The organism is Rhodococcus sp. FG69, assembly GCF_057808915.1.
The window spans coordinates 55,924-78,789 of record NZ_JBMDIX010000011.1 but is presented as its reverse complement, the minus strand read 5'-3'; the positions used below and the strand labels follow the sequence as shown (position 1 = coordinate 78,789).

General features: G+C 62.0%; 20 protein-coding genes. 15 read left to right on the top strand and 5 right to left on the bottom strand.

Annotated elements, in window-relative coordinates:
• Positions 1-2: 2 nt before the first annotated feature.
• The 7 genes from ACODSO_RS10900 (at position 3) to ACODSO_RS10870 (ending at position 6,760) form a co-directional block, all read left to right on the top strand.
• Complete coding sequence (locus tag ACODSO_RS10900) at positions 3-1,058, top strand: MlaD family protein (protein WP_489037017.1); 1,056 nt, start codon at positions 3-5, stop codon at positions 1,056-1,058.
• Positions 1,058-2,065: an MlaD family protein gene (locus ACODSO_RS10895; RefSeq protein ID WP_068369145.1), complete on the top strand. Its 1,008-nt coding sequence runs from the start codon at positions 1,058-1,060 to the stop codon at positions 2,063-2,065. Before ACODSO_RS10900 ends, ACODSO_RS10895 begins: the two co-directional genes overlap by 1 nt.
• A complete protein-coding gene (locus ACODSO_RS10890) occupies positions 2,062-3,042 on the top strand; it encodes an MlaD family protein (protein ID WP_082897529.1) in 981 nt (326 codons plus the stop codon). Before ACODSO_RS10895 ends, ACODSO_RS10890 begins: the two co-directional genes overlap by 4 nt.
• A complete protein-coding gene (locus tag ACODSO_RS10885; RefSeq protein ID WP_068369140.1) occupies positions 3,042-4,142 on the top strand; it encodes an MlaD family protein in 1,101 nt (366 codons plus the stop codon). The genes ACODSO_RS10890 and ACODSO_RS10885 overlap by 1 nt, the downstream gene beginning before the upstream one ends.
• Positions 4,139-5,200, top strand: a complete 1,062-nt coding sequence (locus tag ACODSO_RS10880) for an MlaD family protein (protein WP_231912323.1) — start codon at positions 4,139-4,141, stop codon at positions 5,198-5,200. The genes ACODSO_RS10885 and ACODSO_RS10880 overlap by 4 nt, the downstream gene beginning before the upstream one ends.
• Before the next feature lie 62 nt (positions 5,201-5,262).
• On the top strand, positions 5,263-6,159 hold the full coding sequence (locus ACODSO_RS10875; protein ID WP_489037016.1) for an MlaD family protein: 897 nt from the start codon (positions 5,263-5,265) through the stop codon (positions 6,157-6,159).
• A 13-nt stretch (positions 6,160-6,172) separates the two neighbouring features.
• A complete protein-coding gene (locus tag ACODSO_RS10870; protein ID WP_068369130.1) occupies positions 6,173-6,760 on the top strand; it encodes a hypothetical protein in 588 nt (195 codons plus the stop codon).
• Positions 6,761-6,817: 57 nt separating this feature from the next.
• Here the strand turns inward: ACODSO_RS10870 and ACODSO_RS10865 are convergent, their stop codons facing one another.
• The 4 genes from ACODSO_RS10865 to ACODSO_RS10850 all read right to left on the bottom strand — a co-directional run bounded on the left by ACODSO_RS10865 (position 6,818) and on the right by ACODSO_RS10850 (position 12,093).
• Positions 6,818-7,387, bottom strand: coding sequence for a TetR/AcrR family transcriptional regulator (locus ACODSO_RS10865; protein ID WP_068369154.1), 570 nt, complete (start codon positions 7,385-7,387; stop codon positions 6,818-6,820).
• A 42-nt stretch (positions 7,388-7,429) separates the two neighbouring features.
• Positions 7,430-8,305: an SDR family NAD(P)-dependent oxidoreductase gene (locus ACODSO_RS10860; protein WP_068369127.1), complete on the bottom strand. Its 876-nt coding sequence runs from the start codon at positions 8,303-8,305 to the stop codon at positions 7,430-7,432.
• 58 nt (positions 8,306-8,363) lie between these two features.
• Positions 8,364-10,898 carry an AMP-binding protein gene (locus ACODSO_RS10855; RefSeq protein WP_489037057.1) on the bottom strand — a complete coding sequence of 845 codons (2,535 nt, stop codon included), beginning with the start codon at positions 10,896-10,898 and terminating at the stop codon, positions 8,364-8,366.
• Between the two features lie 238 nt (positions 10,899-11,136).
• On the bottom strand, positions 11,137-12,093 hold the full coding sequence (locus ACODSO_RS10850; RefSeq protein WP_489037056.1) for a LacI family DNA-binding transcriptional regulator: 957 nt from the start codon (positions 12,091-12,093) through the stop codon (positions 11,137-11,139).
• A 248-nt stretch (positions 12,094-12,341) separates the two neighbouring features.
• On the opposite strand from ACODSO_RS10850, the gene ACODSO_RS10845 reads away from it, so the two are divergent.
• The gene (locus tag ACODSO_RS10845) at positions 12,342-13,118 is read left to right on the top strand and encodes a TIM barrel protein (RefSeq protein WP_489037015.1); all 777 of its coding nucleotides are present in this window, start codon (positions 12,342-12,344) and stop codon (positions 13,116-13,118) included.
• Positions 13,119-13,335: 217 nt separating this feature from the next.
• Here the strand turns inward: ACODSO_RS10845 and ACODSO_RS10840 are convergent, their stop codons facing one another.
• Positions 13,336-14,082, bottom strand: coding sequence for an SDR family oxidoreductase (locus tag ACODSO_RS10840; RefSeq protein ID WP_489037014.1), 747 nt, complete (start codon positions 14,080-14,082; stop codon positions 13,336-13,338).
• A gap of 311 nt (positions 14,083-14,393) precedes the next feature.
• Between ACODSO_RS10840 and ACODSO_RS10835 the strand changes: the two genes are divergently transcribed.
• The 7 genes from ACODSO_RS10835 to ACODSO_RS10805 all read left to right on the top strand — a co-directional run bounded on the left by ACODSO_RS10835 (position 14,394) and on the right by ACODSO_RS10805 (position 22,838).
• On the top strand, positions 14,394-15,611 hold the full coding sequence (locus ACODSO_RS10835) for a cytochrome P450 (protein ID WP_489037013.1): 1,218 nt from the start codon (positions 14,394-14,396) through the stop codon (positions 15,609-15,611).
• A gap of 87 nt (positions 15,612-15,698) precedes the next feature.
• Positions 15,699-16,955 (top strand): FAD-dependent oxidoreductase, encoded by a 1,257-nt coding sequence (locus ACODSO_RS10830; protein WP_489037055.1) that lies wholly within the window; start codon positions 15,699-15,701, stop codon positions 16,953-16,955.
• 33 nt (positions 16,956-16,988) lie between these two features.
• Positions 16,989-17,453 carry a flavodoxin domain-containing protein gene (locus ACODSO_RS10825; protein WP_489037012.1) on the top strand — a complete coding sequence of 155 codons (465 nt, stop codon included), beginning with the start codon at positions 16,989-16,991 and terminating at the stop codon, positions 17,451-17,453.
• A gap of 83 nt (positions 17,454-17,536) precedes the next feature.
• On the top strand, positions 17,537-20,209 hold the full coding sequence (locus ACODSO_RS10820; protein WP_489037011.1) for a helix-turn-helix transcriptional regulator: 2,673 nt from the start codon (positions 17,537-17,539) through the stop codon (positions 20,207-20,209).
• Positions 20,210-20,420: 211 nt separating this feature from the next.
• Complete coding sequence (locus ACODSO_RS10815) at positions 20,421-21,476, top strand: LLM class flavin-dependent oxidoreductase (protein WP_489037010.1); 1,056 nt, start codon at positions 20,421-20,423, stop codon at positions 21,474-21,476.
• A gap of 32 nt (positions 21,477-21,508) precedes the next feature.
• Positions 21,509-21,895, top strand: coding sequence for a nuclear transport factor 2 family protein (locus ACODSO_RS10810; RefSeq protein WP_489037009.1), 387 nt, complete (start codon positions 21,509-21,511; stop codon positions 21,893-21,895).
• Positions 21,882-22,838 (top strand): SDR family NAD(P)-dependent oxidoreductase, encoded by a 957-nt coding sequence (locus tag ACODSO_RS10805; protein ID WP_489037008.1) that lies wholly within the window; start codon positions 21,882-21,884, stop codon positions 22,836-22,838. Before ACODSO_RS10810 ends, ACODSO_RS10805 begins: the two co-directional genes overlap by 14 nt.
• Positions 22,839-22,866 lie beyond the last annotated feature (28 nt).

Below are 22,866 nucleotides of genomic sequence, written 5' to 3'. Positions count from 1 at the left end.
CAATGCCCACCTACGGATTACCAGGCGTCGCCGCCGGACGTCGAACAGCGCGGACCACGGGCGTCCTTGCCATGGCCGCTGTCGTCGCGCTCGGAATCGGCTGGCGTCTCGCCCCCGCCGGAACCGATGCGAACCTTCTCACGATCGATCTGCTCACCGACCGAATCGGAGCCGGGATAGGCCAGGGCAGTGACGTGCGACTCGACGGTGTGAAAGTCGGCGCTGTCGGGTCGATCGAAGGCACCGCTGAGGGATCGCAACGCATCGAGCTCGAGTTGGACCGGTCCCAGGTATCCGGTCTCACCGACACGATGAGCATCGACTTCGCGCCGGGAAACCTATTCGGAGTCACCGAGATCGAGATGCAGCCAGCTCCGGGTGGAGCCACCCTCGTCGACGGCGCAGTCCTCGATCTCACCGGAGAGGAGCAGGGGCGTGTCGACGACGCCACAATTTCCACCCTGCTCGGTTCGCTGGGTGGGTTCACGTCCGGGGTCCTGACTCCGAAGCTCACAGAAGTGTTGCGCCGAATGGACATCGGAGCGACCGCGTTCACGCCGCTGTTCCAATCCATGGTTGCCATGTCGAGGGCAGTGGCCGATACCCAAGTCCATCCTGCGCCATTTCTGCTGCGCGAGTATGGATCTGCGCTGGCCGGTCTGCCGTCGACCGCCGACGGCGGAATCCGTCTGCTCGACGCGGCATTCGACTCCGAGTACATGAAGTCCGAAGAGAACCGAACGAGATTCGACGCCACGACGTCCGTGCTCAAGGACAGCCTATTTCCGAGCCTCATCCCATTGTTGACCACTGCTCAGCCGAACTTCGAGGAACTCGCAATCTTGATCGCACCGATTCTCGATGCCATCGCCGCCACCGTTCCGACGCCGCACACCACTGGCCGTGACCTCGGCGTACTTCTGGATCGGTTGAACGAGAAGTTCCACGACACATCTGAGGGCCCGGTGCTGAATGTCGAGGTAGACCTCAGTGCAATTCCAGCGCTGTCAGGACCGTTGCAGGCAGCCGTGCCTGCACCGGTGGACAGAGGGCGATGATGAGCACGCCGAAACTCGTTGCGCGACTTGCTGCTTTCGTCACCGTGATGATCATGCTGCTGACGGTGGTGTTCCAGCTGATCGACCGGCCGGTCGGTGGTCCTACCGAAGGCTACTCGGCGCTGTTCACCGACGCGAACGGGCTCAAAGCAGGTGACGACGTGCGTATGTACGGCGTGAGCGTCGGAAAGGTGTCTGGCCTCGAACTCGACGGCCCGTTGGCTCGCGTCACGTTCACCTCGGAACGCGCGCGGCCGATCTACGTCAACAGCACCTTGGCGATTCGCTACCAGAATCTCACGGGTATGCGGTATCTCGATGTGCAGCAGCCGGACGATCCGGGTGAGGAACAGCAGCCAGGCGAGACGATCACCACGGACCACACTGTCCCCGCGTTCGACATCACGACGTTGTTCAACGGTTTGCAGCCGGTCCTGGCGACCCTGACCCCGAACGATCTGAATCAGCTGACGGGCAGTTTGTTGGCGGTCATCGAGGGAGACGAGACCCGCGTCGGTTCGGCGTTGGACGGTATCGAGAAGCTCACCGATCACTACGTGACCGACAGGCAAGCCGTCATATCGACCCTGGTGCACAACCTCGGTCAGGTAGTGGACCATCTCGGCGGCAAGTCCGGCCATGCGATGGAACTCCTCACCCAGATGACGGCAGTGTTCGGGACGCTCGCGGATCGCATCGGTGGTCTCATCGACTTCTCGTTGACCATCCGTCCTGTGCTCTACCCGTTGCAGAGCCTGTTGAACACCGTGGGTTTGACCGGAGACCCGAACCCCCACCTCGACAACGTGCTGCGCACAGCTATTCCGGACCCGGCCGCCGCTGCCGACACGCTCGGCAGGTTGCCTGCACTGATACAGGGACTGGCAGCAGCGATACCCGACCCCGGTGCTTACGTCAGCACCACGTGCTCGAACGGGACGGCGCAGGCCCCGCATGCGCTGGAAATTTTGATCCAGCAGCAGAGGATCGCGCTGTGCAACAAATGAAGTGGGTGACCCGGCAGAGAGCGCGCGTCGCCGGAGGATCCGGAATTTCCGATGTTCGGTTGGGGCTCCTCGGCGCTGTCGCGGTAGTGGTTCTGCTGGCCGCCGTGGGCATCGTGTCGGTGGTGGAGACCGGAATGACGACGTACACCGCAGAACTGTCGGACGCCGGATCGGTCCGCGCCGACGACGACGTTCGGGTAGCCGGAATCACCGTCGGCACGATCAAGTCCGTCACCCTGCAATCGGACCACGTGGACATGAGTTTCACGGTGAAGGACGACGTCTTCATCGGTGACGCCACCTCGCTCGAGGTGCGGATGCTCACCATCGTCGGCGGTCACTACCTGGCTGTGCTCCCCGCGGGGGACGCGCCGCTGGGGGAGACGACCATTCCCCGCGAGCGCGTCATTCTGCCGTACAACCTCCCACAACTTTTCGAGGACGCGGTGCGGCCGGTGGACGAGTTGGACGGTGACACAATCCGAGTGGATATGGGCGCGGCGGAGTCGAAACTGGCCGCGAATCCCGACTCGCCTCGTGCTTTGCTGACGGCTCTGGACAACATCACGACCATCATCGAGCAGCAGAACGAGGATGTGTCGCGCACGCTGGCGTTGGCCGACGAGTACTCCTCGGCGCTCGATCGCAACTTGGACGTCGTGGTGAGGCTGGTCGACAAACTGAACCTGCTCGAGACTCTCATCCACGACAACAAGGCCGAAGTCGGTGTGGCGCTGCGGAGGATAGCTGAAGCCCTGCACGCGCTGGCTCCCGTCGGGCGGGCATGGGAGTCGACGTTGAAGCCCCATGCGCAATCGCTGGCCGACACGATTCCCGCATTGGATGAGGTCGGTGCCGAACTCGGCGCGATACTCGAAGCCGTCCGCGTGTTGCAGGAACGATTGAACCCGTTGATCACCGACTCCGCTGGTGCACCCTCCAGCCCTTGTATTCCCGTTGCGGGAAGGACCTGCTGATGATCGATCGACTGATACGGTCCAGGACTTTTCTTTCGGTGGCAACGGTTGTGGCGCTGCTCGGATCCGTCGGCGGGGGATACAAGGTACTGATGCCGTCCCCGGAGATGCGTAGCTACTGCGCTCTCATGCCCGACAGCATCGGACTGTTCGAGGGCAGTGCGGTGTCGATTCTGGGCATAGATGTCGGATCGGTGACGTCGATCGAGCCCGAGGGAGGCTCGTCTCGCGTCGATTTCGAGATTCCGGCGAATCGCGCGCTGCCGCTGAATGTGGGCGCAACGACGGTGGCGGACTCGCTCATCGCCGACCGCAGATTGGCGGTGATCGGCAACGAACCGAGTGGGCCGGCATGGGACTCGTCGAGGTGTATCGACAACACTCTCACCCCCCAAAGTTTGACGGAGACCTTCACGGCCCTGTCGAATCTGGCAGACGAGCTGAACGGCCAGGAAGACGGAGGCGACAACCTGTTGGCCGGAGGTATTGCAGCACTCAACGATTCCACGAAAGGGACTTCGGATCAGATCAACCGGATCGTCCACGGGCTCGGTGCCGCACTCGATTCGCCGGACGCCGCGATAGCCAATATCGGCAATCTGATCTACACCCTCGCATCGCTGGCGCGCAGCGCTCGGAGCGGTTGGGGCGACGTCCACTTGATGGTCACTCGGCTGACCGAGGAATTCGACGCCGCCACGAAACTGGCGATTCCGCCGATCGTCGAGATCATGGACACCCTTCACGATCTACTGCCTGCTGCCAACGACTTGGTCAAGATGTTCGGTACGCCGGCGCTGCGCAGTCTCAGCGCTCATCAGGATCTGCCGCGACTGATCAGCGCCGGAGTGTCCGACCTGCGCGATGTGGTGACAATGCTCCCCGCAGTTTCTCGTGCGTTCACCGATTCGCTCGACCCGGAAACCGGGCGAGTCTCCCTCACCTACGCTGCGCCGCGGGTCGAGATACCCGATCCGCACCTCGCCCAGGTGTGTGCGGCACTCGATGGCCGCGCCGGGCAGTCCTGCGCTGTGGACAGCGGCGGATTGGTCGATATTCCACTGGAGCAATTGATACTCGAAATGACCGGTGCCCGATGATGAGACCGACCGAATCCGGATGCAGGCGACGCACGACGGGGTCCATCGCCGTTCTGTGTGTCCTCGTGGTTGCGAGCGGATGTTCGTTCGACCCGGCCGCATTGGCAGTACCGGGGACTGGAGTCTCGGGTGAGACCTACTCGTTGTCGATCGAATTCGCCAATGTTCTCAACCTTCCGCTCGGTGCCGATGTCATCGCCGATGGAGTCGAGGCGGGCACTCTCGTCGACGTGAGAATCGTTGCGCCCGAGTCCGCATCCGGGGACGCGGCGCGCGCAGGGTATGTCGTCGCCGACGTCGAGATCACAGAATCGACTCGGGTCACGGCGGAGACTCGCGCCGAGTTGCGTCAGGCGACTCCGCTCGGCGATGTCCACATCGCCCTACTGTCCGCCGTGGACGACAACGGACCGTTGCTGACCGATGGGGCAACGATTTCGATCGATCGGACGTCGCAGGCACCACAGGTCGAGGACACCCTGGCCGGGCTAGCCAGTGTGGTAGGCGGTGGAGCCGTCGACAGCCTCCAGAACACCGTGCGCCAGATGAACTCCGTCTTTCCCGTCGATCCCGCCGAAACTGCGCGCATCTTCAGCGCGGTGGAGAACGATATCGCCGCTGTGGGTGCCGATGTCGGCTCGGTCGACGCGATTCTGGACGGTCTCGGTGCCAATGCTGCACTGGTACTCGACGATCGGGACATGCTCGATCCGCTGCTGACCGACTACGGTGTCCAGCAAACCACCGCAGTCGTTACCTCCACAGTCGGTGTGATGTTGATTCTCGCCGGGCTCGGTCCCGTCGCGCACAGTGCCCTCTGGCTCGCCCCTCTGGTGCAGTCGCTCGACCGGACCGCCACGGCCGTTGTGCCCATGGTGTTGTCGTCCAACCCGCTCGATCTGAGTCAGCCGACCAATCTCAGCAAGTTCAACGATCTGCTGCGGACTCGGATCTTCCCGTTCGTCGAACAGGGGCCCAAGGTCGACGTCACGATGTCGGAATCGGAACAGAGCGATCAGATTGCCACCGCGTTGCGCATGATCGGGGCGGTCCGGTGAAGGTTCGCTCGGTAGTGTCTCTGGGCGCCATCGCGGCTGTGTTGCTCCTTGGAATCGGATACATGACTTTCGGAGTTCTCGGATACCAGCTGTTCGAACGTTCGACGACTGCGGTTGTGCTCATGACGAATTCGGGCGGTCTGAACAACGGTTCCGCTGTTCTTCTGTCCGGTGCCCGAGTGGGTGAAGTGGACTCGGTCGTCAGATCGGCCGACGGAGTCCGGGTCACGGTACGGTTCAGCGACCGCTACGACATCCCGGCATCGAGCGCGATTGTCATCGAAAACCTCAGTGCTCTCGGCGAACCGTACATCGATTTCGCTCCGGGCAATGAGTTGTCGCCGCCGCACCTCTCCGACGGGCAGACGATCGACGCCCGCACAGTCGACCCGCCGCGAACCATTCCCGAGATGTCGGCGCGACTGGTGACGTTGCTCGATCAACTCGACCCCGAGGCCCTCGGTTCGCTCATCGACACGGTCGAGAAGGCAACGGCCGGAACAGGATCGGAAATTCCGCGGCTGGAGCGATCGACGACATTGCTTGCCGCGACGCTGATGAGCCATGAACCGCAGCTCCGCTCGCTACTGACCGACCTGCAGTGGCTCGGCGGCGACATGACCTGGTTGGGGCCGGCGTTGGAGTCGGCCGGACCCGAGCTTACCGAAGTCGGTCTCGGGCTGTCCGATGTGGTTGTTGCACAGTCGAAATTGTCATCCATCGGGAATCCCGCGACCGACTACACCACCGACGGTGGCTTGGTGCCGTTCTTGCAGCAACTGACGACGTTGCTCGCCGAAATCGGTCCCTCTATCGCCGAACTGGTGCCCGTGCTGCAGCCGCTCACCGCTGCAGCGCTCGACACCATGCCGGCGCTCGATGTCAGCGCCCTCGTAACGCAGGCAGCGACAGCGGTCGGCGACGGCAGTGCGCTACAACTTCAGATCACCGTGAAATAGAGAAAGAGGAACCATGTCTGCCATCACAGAATCGGAAAAAGGAGTGCCGGAGTCGCGCGAAGACTCCCCACGTCGGCCTACACGTATCGAGCTTCGGCTGTCCACCGTGGTGACCGGGTTGATCGTGGCGGCCTTGATCATCGCCACCGGTACATTCGCAGCCCTCTACCTGTCGGCACGCGGGGATCTCGCCGACAATGAGGCGCGCGCCGCCGACAACGCACATGCCGAGCAGGTGGCCGCCGACTACGCCCTCGGTGCGTCCACGATCGACTACCGGGATACGACGGGGTGGCTGGACGAACTCAAGGCGAACACGACGCCACAGCTCGCGGCGAAGTTCGACGCGACGGCGCAGCAACTGGAACAGATCCTCCTGCCGCTGCAGTGGACGTCCTCGGCCACACCCATCACCTCGGTCGTGACGTCCGAGTCCGATGGAATCTTCCAGGTCAACGCATTCTTGAATGTGACCTCCACCAGCGCGCAGACCCCGCAGGGAACGGCAACGACCGTCACGTATTCGCTGACCATCGACAAGAACGACGATTGGAAGATCACCGACGTCGGTGGCCTCGACGGCGCGTTGCCCGGCAACTGACGGTTTGTGCGGTTGGCTCGGATCTTCCGCAGTTTCCGGCGGTGACCACCGACCGGCTCACCGCTGGACGGCCTGAACCAGTGTTGCGACGAGTTCTTCGCCGGTTGCGTTCCATTTCTCTTGGCCGAGATGGCCGCTCAATTCCATGTTGGCTATACCTTGAGCGCTCGACAGGAGAAGTGCACCGTACCTACGCGCATCCTGCTCACCCACCACGCTTGCGACGATGTCGAGAAATCGGTCCTGCGATGCCCCGACCGCTTGGGCGGCAACGGCCGGGTCTCCGGCGGGTGGGGCGAACATCAGAATGTACAGGTGTGGGCGTTCGCGACCTATGGTGATCAAGGTGAGGAGCGCCTGCTCTAGTCGGGTGGCCGGGTCGATCGCGGTGTCGGCGATCAGTCTGTCCAGTGCGAGGGTCACCTCACCCCATGCGTCGAGTGCCAGCTGGGTGAGCAAGTGTTCTTTGTCCTTGAAGTGTCCATAGGGTGCTCCCCGGGAAACACCCGCCCGAGCTCCAACCGCGCGAAGGGTAACTGCCTCCGGCCCTCCGGAATTGAGCAGTTCGAGCGCCGACTCGATGAGTGCCGCCCGTGTCGCCGCGGCGGATTCGGCTCGTGAGACCATCATTCGAGCGTAGTCGACATTGCCGTGCAGACGGAGCAGCGATCAGCGTGCGAGTTCTTTCGGGAAATGTGGCCGGAGGTTCGCTGCGGCGACACGGTCGAGGGCGCGGTCGGGGAGGATCTTGGCCAGGCGAGTGAGCATTGCGGCGTCACGTCCGATTGTGTAGCGAGTCTTAGGTTTCCGAGTTGTGACCGCTTTGGCGATGACGACCGCAGCGGCGTCCGAGGTGACGCCGGTTTCGGTGAATGCAGTGGCTTGATTGATGATGGCCTGCATGAGCGCGCCGTAGTGCTGGCGCTGCTCCGATGACATCTCCTCCACGAATGCTCGTGCGCGTTCGATGCCGCGGCCCGTCATCTCGGTCTTCACGCCGCCAGGTTCGACGACGACCACCTGAACACCATGTGGTGCGACTTCCCGACGAAGGGCATCGCTGACTGCTTCGAGTGCGAATTTTGCGCCGGCGTAGGCACCGTATGTACCCATTGCGACCTTTCCGCCCACGGAGCTGATGTTGACGACGCGGCCGTGGCTTCGACGCAAGAACGGCAGCATTGCCTGTGTGAGCGCGATATGGCCGAAGAGGTTGACCTCGAACTGAAGTCGCCACTGGTCGAGAGGCAAGGTCTCCACCGGAGCGTTGACTGCGATGCCGGCGTTGTTGACGATCGCACGCAGACTTCTGTTCTCGGGATCGGCGTCGATACGGTCGACGAGCGCATCGATGTGATCGGGGATGGTGATGTCGAGGATTACTGGTTCGATGTTCTGTGCGCGGATCGTGTCTGCGTCGAACGGGCGTCGGACGCCGGCCAGTACGTGGTAGCCCTGCTTGGCCAATGCGTGCGCGGTTGCTGCTCCCATGCCGGTGGATGCACCGGACACGACGATGAGTTCGCTTTGATGTGACGTTGTCATATGACAACTGTGAGCTACCCGTGTGACATTGTCAAGTGAAATGCACCCGAAGGTGCGCTCACCCACCTTCGGAAAGCCGGATGCCCGACTCGGTGGTGGGGCTCCGGTCGGACTGTCGAATTCGCGCCATGACCCGTCGACCCAGGGAGAGTGCGAAGCTCACCGCCTGCCAGTACAGAATCCCGACGAGAATCGACAGGGCGAATGCCAGCCAGGGATGGTCGTCGCGCAGCGGTAGGTAGACCTGGAAATGGGTCAGGTAGATATAGAGGGAGGCGCTCGCCAACACTCCTGCAACTCGGGCCAGCATTGTGGGGCACGGGATCGCCCTGAGCCACACCAGCATGCAGAGGCCGGCGACGATGATGACCTCTCGTTGCGTTTCGCCGAAGAAGAACCCGGGTACCGTGGCCACGATCGCCGCAGTGACCCACACTCGATGCCACGTGGTGCTCGCCTGCGCGGCGGCCCAGCCCAGGGCGAACAACCAGAAGACCACGGACGCGGTCAGGATGCGATTGCGGCTGTCGTCGACTTCGATCAGCCCGTATCGAGTGACGAGGCCCAATGCCACGACTCCCATCGCGAACCAGAACGAGTAGCGACGCTCGAGACGGTCGATGAACGGAATGGAAAGTACCGCGGCAGTCGCGAGAACGATGTACACGATCGCCTCGACGAACCAGTAGCGCCATTCCGCAGACCACCCTTCCGGGCCGAGGATCCCGTTGAGCAGAAATGCACTGGTGATCTGGTAGTCCCCGGTGAGGGCGATGACGGACCCGATCCAGACCATGCTGGGGACGGCGATCCGGGCGACGCTTCGGAGCACACGGCGAGTCCGTTCGGTGCGTTCGGCCGCCCCGAGGGGAAAGCGGGCGAAGTTGTAGCCGGCGATCCCGAGAAGCACATGCGCCCCGCCGAGTACCGAGAACAGGTGGATGTGCGAGCCGACGATCAGGACGATCGCGAGGGCACGCAGCAGAACGTTCGTCTCCACTCGGCGCCAGCCGCGGCGCACACGTGGAGCCTGATCGAGGTCCCGTACTCGGGTGGTGTGCCAGTTCTCGGGGAGGCGGCCGAGCATTTCCTCCAGCCGCAACGACATCCGAACGTACGACAGGGAGTCACCGCCCAAACTCACGAACGTACTGTCGTCGTCCACGTGTGAACAGTGCAGAATCTCTGCGTACAGCGCTTTCACATCGCCGGTAGTCGGGACAATGTCCGATGGGTCGGGTCGGCCCGCGATCTCGGCAACCGCTCGCACATCGGGTTTGCCGGTGGATGTTCGCGGCAATTGATCGACGAGGCACACCCGTACCGCTGCTGAGGGAAGGCCGCTGGCCTGCGCTGCGGTGCGTCGGACGACGTCGACGTCGCCGTCCTCCGCAACGACGACGAGCTCGTCGATACCGCCGGTGCAGCACGCCGTCAGCCCGCGTTGTTCGAGCGTGGACTCGACGTGCTGCAGGTCGATACGCAGGCCGAACACCTTCGCGAATCGGCTGCGCCGGCCCACCACCTCGTACAGTCCGTCGTCCGTGCGCCGGGCGAGGTCACCGGTATGCAGTTCTCCGTCGAGGGTGTCACCGAGGCGCAGGTCGTCGGGACCCTCGGCGTAGCCGAGCATGACGTTCGGCCCCGAGTAGACAAGTTCACCTGTCCCGTCCGGGGCGTCGTCGACTGCCTGTAGATGAAAGGATCCCCCGGGAATCGGACGGCCGATGGTGTGCGGGTGGGTGGCGGCGAGATCCGGTGGCAGATAGGCCATCCGGGCGGTCGCTTCCGTCTGCCCGTACATGACGAACAAGTCCCAACCCCGACGTCGACCCACCTCGGCGTACCTTCGGACGCGGTCCGGGGACATCTTGCCACCGGCCTGCGTGATGTAGCGCAACTCGGGCAGATCCAGCTGGTCGAAACCGATGCGGTCGAGCAGATCGAAGGTGTACGGGACGCCCGCGAACGTGGTGCCGCGCTGGGCCCGCATGAGGTCCCAGAATTCGGGATCGGTGACAGAGGAACCGGTCAGAATCAGTGCGGCGCCGCGTGCCAGGTGACTGTGCACGACCGACAGCCCGTAGCAATAGTGCATGGGCAGCGTCGTCACGGCGCGGTCGGTCGCGCGGATGCCGAGGTATTCCGCGATGGACTCGGCATTGGCCTGCACGTTGCGGTGGGAGAGTCGGACGAGTTTGGGTGATCCGGTCGAACCGGAAGTACTCAGCAGCAATGCAAGGTCGGGGTGCAGCTGATGCCTCGATCGCCGGCCGTGTTTCTCGATGACCGGGCGGCCGTCGACGCTGCGCACCACCCCATCGGGCTGGTACGCATCGATCAGGCCGTCGAGATGGTCGGGATTGTCACCTGGTGCCATGAGCGCCGGATGTCCTGCCCGCAGCGCCGCAAGATAGGTAACGACCACGTCGATCTCGTTGGCTCCGGCGATGAGCACCAGGCCACGTTCAGTCCCGAGTTTCGACGCCTGCTGCTCGACGCGTTCGTCCAGGTCGCGGTAGGTGACAGTCTCGTGCGCCGTGATCAGAGCTGGTGCATCGCCGAAGCGGCCCAGGTCGCACGCGAAGCGCACACCGGGGCGGTCGACGTAGTTGGTCTCGCTGGGCACCGACGGAGTCTATATAAGGAATGCCGAACCTAACTAGATGGCATTGCGTCTTTGCGCGTGCACGCCACAGAGCGCCTACTGTCCTCGACACAAGACTGCTCACTCGGGTGGGTTCACAGGCCGCAGACTCTCCTGCACACTATCGACGTGGATCGATGGAAAGCCGTCGTGAGAAGCGCGACGGTGGGGCATGCCCGAGGTGCTACGTCGTGGAGCGGCGAACCAACTTGGGAGTGAGGACGGTCTCGCGCGCGTCGGCGCCCGAGATCTGTGCCAGCGCAGTCTCGACGGCAGCCTCGGCAAGTGCTGTCGCGTCCTGTGCAATGGAGGTCAAGTGCACGTGTGCGATGCTTGCCAGGCGCGAGTCGTCGTAGCCGACGACAGCGACCGTCTCGGGAACCGAGACACTCGTCCGGACGAGGTAGTCGAGCACGCCCGTCGCGCAGCGGTCGTTGAAAGCGATTATGGCAGAGGGTGGTTCGCTGCGCATCAGCCGTTCCGTGGCCTTCGCGCCGTCGGTTTCCGTTGTTCCGCCGGCCGCGAGCAACGCTGAGCCGGACAGCCCGTGACGGGCCATGGCATCACGAAATCCGTGGCGGCGATCTTCGGCGCCGGGTGCGCGGCTGCCATCGATGTGCGCGATCCGTCGATGGCCTCGCTCGACGAGATGGTCGACGGCGAGTCCGACGCCGGCGACGTCGTCGCTGCGCACCGAACCGACGCCGTCGACACCGCTGCGTCGCATCAGTGTCACCGTCGGAACCGAGGAACCCAGTGCGGCAACGTAGTCCGACTCGAGATTCGATCCGAGCAGGATCGTGCCCTCGCACCGTTCCCTGATCAACGACCGAACGGCAGCGTCCTCGTCGCGGCTCGGCGCCGTGGCGCTGAGCATGACGTCGTACCCGTGCAGATCGGCTGCGGCATATATCTGTTCGACCAGGTCTCCATGGAACGGCTCCTGCAGATCGTAGGTCACCCCGAGTAGGCGTGAGGTGGTCTGGCGCAGCTTCTGCGCACGGCGGTCGGGGATGTATCCGATGCTGTCGGCTATCGACTTGATGCGCGTACGTGTCGACTCGCTTGCGCCCGGAACGCCGCGCATGACGATCGACACCAAAGCGGGGGAGACCCCCGCGATCCGTGCGACGTCGGCCATCGTGGGGCGAGTCCCATTGGTCACCGTGCTCCATCCGTTCGTTCGGTCAGACGGTAGTTGACGCATCTGTCTCGTGGCTCTACCGTAGTGCAACTAGAACGTACTAGTGGCGCTGAGCAGCAGTTCCAGTCTGGAGAATTCGATGTCATCGTCAGCTGAAACCTGTTCGCGTGGGAGTGCACGCCGACACCGCCAGGAGCGACACCGCAGTGTAGAGACCCGTGCCGCAGTGACGTTGGGGCGCTGACATGTCCGACTACACCCTCGCCGCGAGCGCCGAGATGCTGTTCGTAGATCTGCCGTTTCTCGACCGCGTGAAGAGCATCGCCTCACGCGGTTTCGAGGTCGAAATCTGGAACTGGGCAACCAAGGACGTCGACGCTCTCGCCGCATCCGGAGCGACGTTCTCGTCGATGACCGGCTACCTGGAGGGAAACCTCACCGAACCCGACGGTATCGAGCTGCTCCTGAGTACTGCCCGCAAATCCTTGGCCGTCGCCGCTGAACTCGATTGTCCACGCTTGAACCTGCACGGAACAGGCCTCGACGGCAGTGGGCGCCCGGTACTGCCGGTCGAGGTGGTGACTCCGTCGATGTGGCTTGCCGCCGCCGACACACTCCGCAGGATCGCTGCGCTCGGAGAGGAAGCGGGCCGGGTCTTCACGTTGGAGAATCTCAACCTGGCGGTCGACCACCCGGGTACGCCGTTCGCCTCGGCAGCAGACACATTGGCGCTGGTGCAAGCCGTCGACAGTCCGTACCTGAAAATGAACTGCGATCTGTACCACGCTCAGATCGGCGAAGGCAATCTGATTGCGTTGGTGGAGAAGTCACTTCCATTCATCGGTGAGATACAGGTGGCCGACGTACCAGGGCGGTGCGAACCTGGGACAGGGGAAATCAACTACAAAGCCATCGCACGTGCATTGCGGCGCCTCGGCTATCGAGGCGTCATCGGGCTCGAGGGGTGGGCATCCGCCGACCCTGACGCGGCTTTGGACGCGTTTTCCGAGGCATTCGCCTGACGTCATCAGTGTTCTCGGTATCGAGCGGCGACCAGCGAGGCTGTGACCATCCTCCTTGCCTCGCGCTATTGTGGGCGCTCAATCGGATTGGTGCTTTCGAGCCAGAGTGGGCTGACCTGCACCGAGGATTCGAGCTGCGGAGAATCCGGTGGTGTTTCTGCGGCCAGCCGTTTCGGGCCGTTCTCGACCGGAGTGCTAGAACGGCCCGTCAGTAGTGCTATTCGTCTACGACCGCTCCGGCACAGTTGACCAATCCACCGTCGACCAGGTATTCCGATCCGGTCGAATACGCGGACTCGTCCGACGCCAAGTAGACCACGAGGTTGGACACCTCGATGTCCTCGCCGATGCGCCTGATCGGTGCTGCAAGCGAGGACAGGTCCATTCCTTCGGTCATCGGTGTCTTGATCGTGCCGGGATGAATCGAGTTCGCTCGGACGTTCTTGCTGCCGAGTTCGGCCGCAACGGTTTTCGTCAACCCTCGGACGGCGAACTTCGAAGCAGCGTACCCATGCTGCCCGGCGCTGCCAGTGATTCCCGCAGTCGAGGAAATATTGACTATCGACGACGGTGCGGCATCGACCAACGCGTTGCGGGCTGCCTTGATGCCGAGAAACTGTCCGGTCAAGTTGACTGCAAGGATTGCGTTCCACTGCTCGAGCGAATAGTTGTCGAGAAATCCAAAATTGACGATTCCGGCGTTGTTGACCAAGACGTTGAGCTTGCCGAATTCGGAGATTGCAGTGGAAACGGCGGTCTCCCAGTCTTCTTCGCTCGTGACGTCCAGGTGCACGAAACGTGCATTGTCCCCCAGTTCATCTGCGAGGAGCTTTCCCCGGTTGTCGAGGATGTCACCGATTACGACTTGACCACCTTCCCTGACGACGGCGCGTGCGTGGCTTGCGCCCATGCCCTGTGCGGCGCCGCTGACGATAGCTACTTTTCCTGCGAGTCTGCCTGTCATGAGTTGCGTGCTCCTTGTTTCGGTTGGTTGAGAGTGAACGGCCGATGACAACCAATCGGTCGTTTGAATACCGTAGCCGTGGTCGCATCCGACGACAACGGAAACGGGATACATGTTCACGATCGACCCTGCGCTCGATGTGAGGCAAGGTGGCGGCTGCAGTTCAAGTCGAGTAGTCACTACTCTTGGACGAGTGGGTGACGGCCATCACAGTGGGTGAGCGGCAAAGTTGCGCGTACGCAGCCGACTGCATTCCGACTCGCGACCGCAGATTCTGCGGTCACCCGCCCCACATTTAGGAGACCTGATTAATGACTGCCACAGTCGATCCCACGACCAGTTTGTTCACTACAGCGGACCACTACCACACCCCACTTGGTTCGGACGGGACCCCGCATGCGTTCTTCGAAGCGCTGCGCGACGAGGCCGAGACCGCCCCGATCGCGTGGAGTGAGGCCTACGGCGGGCATTGGGTAGTCGCGGGATACAAAGAAGTTCAGGCCATCATCCAGAACCCCAAGGCGTTCTCCAACAAGGGCGTGACTTTTCCTCGCTATGAGACCGGGGAGTTCGAGCTGATGATGGCCGCTCAGGACGATCCGGTCCACAAGAAGTACAGGAAGCTGGTCGCGAAGCCCTTCTCACCCGAAGCAACCGACCTGTTCACCGAACAGTTGCGTCAGACGACCAACGCCTTGATCGACGATCGCATCGATCTTGGGGAAGGTGATGTCGCGTCCTGGTTGGCGGACGAGATTCCGGCCCGACTCACTGCCATCCTTTTGGGTCTCCCACCCGAGGATGGAGACACCTATCGCCGGTGGGTGTGGGCGATCACCCATGTCGAAAACCCTGAGGAGGGTGCCGAGATATTCGCCGAGCTGGTTGCCCACGCGCGGAACTTGATCGACGAGCGGCGCAAGAACCCGGGCGGCGACATCATGTCACGAGTAGTCATGTCAGAGGTCGACGGAGAAAGACTGTCCGACGACGACCTCGTCGGTTTCTTTACCGTCTTGCTGCTGGGAGGTATCGACAACACGGCTCGATTCTTGAGCTCGGTGTTCTGGCGTCTTGCCTGGGATATCGAGCTGCGACGTCGTTTGATCGAGCATCCTGAGCATATTCCTGCCGCAGTCGATGAACTGTTGCGTTTCTATGGTCCCGCCATGGTCGGGCGCCTCGTCACCGAGCGGACGACAGTCGGAGACGTCACCATGGAACCGGGTCAGACCGCGATGCTGTGGTTTGCTGTCGCCAACCGCGATCGGTCCGTATTCCCTAACGCCGACAACATCGTCATCGACCGAGACCCGAATCGTCATCTCTCCCTCGGACACGGGATCCACCGCTGCCTCGGCGCGCATCTCATCCGTGTCGAGGCGCGAGTCGCGATTGGTGAATTCCTGAAGCGCATACCTGATTTCGCGTTGGACGCCGACAAGGAGTGCGAGTGGCTCATGGGTCAGGTCGCAGGAATGTTGCATGTACCGATCGTCTTTCCCAAAGGCGAGCGATTGAACGACTGACCGCAAGACGGTGAGCGTGCAGTCAGGAATCTGACGACCGGCAGAGGTTCACAAGGAGGAATCGCTTTGCTCGACCACCCAGCGACCATGCAGGTCCTCGGTCCATCCGGAGACGAACCTCGTTCTCTGCACATTGCGATCGTAGGCAGTGGTCCGTCCGGCTGCTTCACTGCGCAGATGTTGCGCAAACAACTGCCGCATGCGGCAATCGTAGTTTTCGATCGCCTACCGGTGCCGTACGGTCTCCTACGCTATGGGGTATCACCGGATCATCAAGGCACCAAAGCGATTACCCGCCAATTCGACAAGATGTTCGGTAGCGGCGCGGTCGACTTCGTAGGAAACGTCGATGTAGGCAAGGACGTTTCGCTCGATAGGATGCGCACGCTGTTCGACATCGTTGTCCTGGCAACGGGTCTGTCGTCCGATCGTGCCGTGCATGGCGTCGAGGGAGATCGGGTGTACGGTGCCGGCAAAGTGATGCGGTGGTTCAATTCTCACCCGGACGAATTGCTGTTCGAACCTCTCTTCGGCGATCGGGTAGCTATCATCGGACACGGCAACGTCGCGGTTGATGTGCTTCGCCTGCTGTCGAAGGACGCTTCCGCGTTCGGCGGTAGCGACCTCGATCCGCTCAGGCTCGGGCACCGGCCGTCACATATTCATGTCGTCGGGCGTTCGGCTGCATCGGCGGCAAAGTTCGACAGTGTGATGATCCGAGAATTGGCCTCGATCGACGGCTTGGCTGTCACCGTGGACGTTCTCGATTCGCTCGATCATCAGGACGCACGGGTGCGGGCAAAAGCCGAGGCCTTACGGGATCTAGCTGAGGGAAACGCCGTGGAGCGACCCCGAGTGCGGATCGATTTCCATTTCGGATGGCAGCCTCGCAACCTGGAGATCTCCGGCGGTGCACAACAACTCGACTTGATCAGCACCGATGGCTTGTCCACGGTGCGGCGAATCGACGTAGACAGTGTGGTGACAGCCGTCGGGTTCGCCCCGCAGAACTGTCACACCGAGTCGGGCCTCACCTCGACCGGGGTGATATCCGAAGGCCTCTACTGCGTCGGCTGGCTCGAGAGGGGTTCGACCGGCGGGATTCCGGACAATCGGGCGGACGCAAAGCTCCTCACCTCGCGCATCGTTGCGGATCTGGCTGATGGAACAACAAGTACGGATAGGCGCGGACTGCGCGCGCTGGAACCCGAACTGCACGATAGAACAATAGATTTCGCAGGTTGGAAGCGTATCGATGAATTCGAGTCGGCACAGCAGAGGGAGGGTCGTTGCCGAATAAAGGTGCCTGACATTGCCACGATGATCGAGATCGCCCGAACCTGAGCCCAGAACTTAGTAGAGAAAGCATGGATAGCTATGAGTGTCGTCATACTGTTTGGAACCGAGACCGGCAATGCCGAGGGATGCGCATTCGAGATCGGCAGAGTCATGGGCGAAGTTGCTCCGGTCGATGTTCACGACATGACTGACTACAGTCCACAGCAGCTGCTCGACTCGAGAGCTGACACTGTGGTCGTAGTCACCGCAACGCACGGTGAGGGCGAGTTGGCAGGCGGCGGAGCGCGATTCTTCGAGGCGCTCGTAGGGATGTCTGCGCGGTTGGAAGGTGTCCGTTTCATGGTTTTCGGTCTCGGTGACAGCTACTACTCGACGTACAACCGAGCGAGCGAGATAGTGGTGGAGCACTTGAGCGCGCTGGGTGCCACACAACTAGGGTCGACCTTTCGTCACGACGCGTCGAGCGGAGACGATCCCGAAGAACTCGCGGGAGAATGGGCCGAGGAAATGCGGGCGCTCGTCGCGGCGCCGGTCGCGTCCTGACCGCAGGCGGACGAAGATGGCGTGGACGGTCAGGTCTGCCGAAGTTGCACACAGACGCGGAGTCTCGGAGTTGAATGGTCAGGATGTCAAAGCAATTCGCAGCTCCGTCGCTCGCAGACCAGTGGCCTTTGGTGGGTCGGTCAGGTGAGGTTGCCGACATCTGTGCACGCCTGCAGTCGGGCCGCGGTGTGCTGTTGGCGGGCTCTGCTGGAGTTGGCAAGAGTCGACTCGCGGCCGAGGTGCTACAGGTACTCACCGGCCAGGGCATTCGCACAGCACGTGTGAGCGCGACTTCGTCCAGCTCGAGTATTCCACTGGGCGTGTTCGCACCGTTGGTTCCTGCGAGTGCTTGGATTCAGAAGAACGGCGGAGTCACCCATCGCGCCGACTTGCTTTCTCGATTCGCCGACATGCTCGTCGATCAACACGGATCCGGCCAGCTGGTACTCATGGTCGATGACATTCATCTGCTCGACGAGATGTCGGCGACGCTTGTCTACCAGATGGCAGATACAAACAGGGCGGTGCTGCTTGCAACGTATCGGACACGTGAAGCCACATCGGAACACGTAGTCAATCTGTGGAAGAACGGAGTCGTGGATCGAGTCGAAGTCGAGGGACTCTCTTCCGCCGATATCGAAGAAGTGGTCAAAGCGGCATTGCAGGGGCCGGTAGACGATGGGACGCTCGAGATCCTGGCCGACAAGGTCCGCGGCAACGTGTTGTTCCTACGCGAATTGATCATCGGGGCGATCGATACAGGCAGCCTCGTGGACGATTCGGGTGTGTGGCGGCTGCACGGTGGCCTCGAAACAAGTGATCGGCTCGTCGAGCTGGTGACCGCTCGACTAGGTGTCCTGACAACTGAGGAACACAGACTCGTGTCGTTTCTCGCGTTCGGGGAACCGCTCACCGTCGACGAGGTCGAACGCTTGGGAATGCTCGCTGCCGCAGGCGAAATCGAACGCAAAGGCCTCCTGCTGACTGAAACAGGGGTGACGGGTCATCTACAGCTTCGCATTGCCCATCCTTTGTACAGCGAGGTCGTCCGCAGCAGTCTTCCGCCGTTGCGTGTCCGAGAGGTCGTCCGCGAGCTCGCAGAGTCGGTCGAGCTCGACGAGCCCTTGTCGGATCAGCGCCTGATGCGTGTCGCCGAGTGGCGATTGCTGGCGGGGGGCGGCGACCCGGACCAGATGCTCACCGCAGCGTACGTGGCACGTTGGCACTACGACTTCGTCCTTTCCGACCGTATGGCTGCCGCCGTGCTGCACCAGGTCGACAGTTTCGACGCCGGGCTGTTGCGGGCGGAATTGGCCAGTCTGAGGGGGAACGCCGAGGAGTCGTCACGTCAGTTGTCCGCTCTTGCCGACTCGGCATCCACTCCGGTCGAGATCTTCCGCGTCGCGGTGGCCCAGCTGGATCACCGCGCGATCTACGCCGGGACAGTTGACGAGGGTCTCGAGGTGGCCGATGAGGCGGAGCGTTCGCTTGCCGGCACACCCTATATTCGCGATATCGCGGCGCGGCGGGCGGCGCTCATACTGGGGAGAGACGGTCCGGCACACGCGCTGGCAGTGGCAGAGCCGCTACTGAAGGTTGCGTCGGGTTCGGCGTTGGTGTGGGCATGCATGCCTGCGGCATACAGCCTTGCGCGTACCGGCCGAATCGCAGAAGCCCTCGAGGTGGCCGAGTTGGGGCGTTCTGTGCAAACCCAACTGCAGACGCCGATGGACTGGTACCCGTTCATGCATCGGTTCTACGAGGCCGAAGCGTACTCGCACGCCGGTGAGTTCACGAAGGCGTCGATGATAAGCCGAACCGAGTACGAATGGGCAGTACAGAACCAGGCAATAGAGGCACAGGCCCTGTTTTGTTGGCAGCGCGCCAAGGCGGTTGTCGACTGTGGGTACCCAGTCAGGGCGGTGCGTCTGTTGTCCACCGCTGTCTCTATCTACCGCCAATTGGACAGACCGCAATTCGTCCAGTTCTGTTTGGGCTATCTCGCTCTTGCCCAGGCGGTGGCCGGCAAACCGTCCGAGGGAAGAAAAACGCTGCAGCAGTCCGCGGAGTTGGGACTTCCCTCGACGATGTTCATGGGGGTCGATCCCATCAATGCTTCCGGATGGGTCCACGCGCTCTCTGGTGACTTGCGCAGTGCACATGTAGATTTCGAGCTCGCGGCGTGTTCCGGGCGGGAGATCGGCGACCGTGTGGGGGCTATTGCGGCGGCTCACGCCCTGGCTCGGACTGGGGCTGCAGCCCGGGCCCGTGAACTCTGTGTTCCCCTGGCTCGCGGTGTAGAAGGAGATTTGGTAGCGGCAAAGCTGGAACATATCTTGGCTCTGGACGCCGCCGATTCCGGCAGGCTCGAAAGGGTCGCGGAACGTTTCGAACGATTGGGTGCGATCCTGATTGCAGCCGAGGCCTATTCCAACGCGGCGGCAATTGCCGACAAGCGCGGGGACGCAAAGCACTCGGCAGTATTGTTTCGACGCGTCGGCCACCTGGTCGGTCGATGTGAGAATCCGTTGACGTCGGCATTGGACAAGAGGGACTGGCACTTGGGGCTGACCGCTGCTGAAATGAAGACCGCCACGCTCGCTGCTTCAGGAATGTCGAACAAGGGCATCGCCGCGGAGTTGTCCATATCGGTTCGAACAGTCGAGAACAGACTGCAGGGTGTCTACGCCAAACTCTGCGTCAACGGTCGTCACGAGCTCCCTGAGGCCATCTCGGGGTCTATCGGGGCTCGTTGACTCGCATCTGCCGCGGTCGGGGCCTCACCCCGCCCCATGCAAGCCGCAGCTCCGGAATGCGTTGCATGTTGTTGACCTAGAACAGCTTTCCACGTGAGATCTCCACACGCCTGATCGAGCCCACCGATTTCGGGACGGGCTTGTCTAACGGTCGTTTGGTGGTATGTTGTCGATCACACACCGAGTGTGATCCCGTTTGAAAGGTATGCCCGTGAAATTTGCAATGTTCCAGACCCCGTTCATGCGCCCGGAGCGCACACCACGCGAGGTCTTCGACTTCGCTGTCGAACAGGCGATCGAGTGCGATCGTCTCGGTTTCACCGAGTACTGGATCGGCGAGCATGCGACGATGTCGTGGGAATCGATCACCAACCCGGAACTGATCATCGCCGCGTCGGCACGTGAGACTCGGAACATCAAGTTGTGCCCGGGCGCGCACCTGCTGCCGTACCACAACCCGGCCTCGCTGGCGACGCAGGTGGCATGGATGACGCATGTGACCGAGGGCCGCTACATGCTCGGAATCGGAGCAGGTGGATACCCGAGTGATGCCGCACTTCGCGGCTTCAAGGACATGTCCACCAACCACAAGCGCGTCACCGAGGCGCTCGAGATCATGAACAAGGTGTGGGAAAGCAAGCCGTTCCACTTCGAGGGTGAGTACTACACGGGCGGCTACCCGGAACCCGACGAGCACCACGAGTACCGGAGTACGGCGCCCTACGGTGGCAAGGTCGAAATCGCTCTCGCCGGCCTCAGTCCCAATTCGCCGTCGCTGTCTTTTGCGGGTCGCAACGGTTACCACGCACTGTCGGTCTACGCAGGCGAAGCTGCGATCTCGAACCACTGGAACACGTACGAGCAGGCCGCGAACGAAGCCGGCCACACGGTCGATCGTAGTGACTTCCGCGTCGTGCGCGACGTGATCGTCGCCGACACCGATGCCGAAGCGCGCAAGCTTGCTGTCGAAGGCGGAATCGGCAAGGCGTGGATGGAGTACCTCATTCCTGTGTACAAACAGTTCGGCCTGCTGCAAGCGATGCTGCCGAATATGGACATGGCCGACGTCACCATCGACGACATTGTCGAAAAGGTGTGGATCGTAGGGTCTCCGGACACCGTTGCCGAGAAGCTCGCAGCCGTGACCGAGGCAACCGGGGGTTGGGGAACGACGATGGTTTACGGCCACGACTACCTCGACGACGTCAAGCCGTGGAACTACTCACTTCAGTTGCTCACGGAGGAAGTCGCACCGAAGCTCGCCTGACCGTCTCGTCACTGCACTCGAAAGGACCACACATGAGCGCACAGAATCAGACGGCCGTCGAGGTCGTCGAGAAGTTCATCGCAGCCTACAACTCCGGTGACATCCCCGGAATCCTCGCGGTCAGCGCAGAGAATCTCCACTTGGAGCATCACAACCGCGGAGTCTTGCTCGACAGCGCGCAGGCATTTGCCGATCTACTCGGTCAGTTCGCAGGAGCGTTCCCGGACAAGCACTTCGAGAATCGTCGTGCTTTGCACGTGTCGGGCGAGAACACGGTTGTCGTCGAACAGACCTGGGTCGCGACCGCGATCGTTGACGTGCCAGGTTGGGCGGCTTCCGGCGAGACGGTGCGCCTTGACGTCAGTACCCGCTTCACCGTCGAGAACGGCTTGGTCACCGAATACCATGATTACGGATAAGCCACTCGATATGCGCTTCGACGGTGATGTCGTCGTCGTTACCGGTGCGGGCCGCGGCCTGGGGCGCGAGCACGCGCTGCAGTTCGCAGCGCGTGGTGCATTCGTCGTGGTCAATGACTTCGGCGTCACCTCGGACGGTGACGGCAACGATGTCGGCGTTGCGCAGCTTGTTGTCGATGAAATTCTGTTTGCCGGAGGACGAGCCGTGGCCGACACCAACAGTGTTGCAAGCGCGGACGGTGCAGCAGCGGTAGTAGCTACCGCCGTCGACACGTTCGGTCGGCTGGATGTCCTGGTGAACAACGCAGGAATCATCTCTTACGGTGCCCTTGCGGAGCTCACCGACGAACAGTGGCAACGGATGCAGTCGGTGACTGTCGACGGTGCGTACTACATGTCGAAAGCAGCATGGCCTCAGTTCCTCGAACAGGGGTGTGGCCGGATCGTGAACACTACGTCCAATGCGGGATTCGCGGGTTGCCCACAGCTGGGGCACTACGGAACTGCGAAGCTGGCAGTTGCCGGTCTCACGAAGACACTCGCCCACGAAGGCGAGGAATTCGGTATCGTGGCCAACGCCATCGCACCGATGGCAATCACACGAATGAACCGCGACGCGTTCTTCGACGGGACGAATTCCGAATCGGACGACTGGCAAGAAGATCTCCGGAGCGGCAAAGCGCCGATGGGGCCTGCCGAAATCGTTTCGCCGACCGTCCTGTGGCTCGCGCACCCGTCGACGAATATCACAGGCGAAATCTTCAGCACGTCGTCCGGTAAAGTCGCCCGCGTCGCCTTTGTGGTTGGCGAGGGCTACTTCGATCCGAACCACACCCCGGAAGATCTTCGTGACAATGCCGAGGCCATTCGCACGCTGGGCAATTTTCTCGACCCGAAGTCGACGGGCGACGAACTCGCCGTCATACCAATGCTATTCGCATGAATTGGCCATCGGTTCGCTACCGAATCAA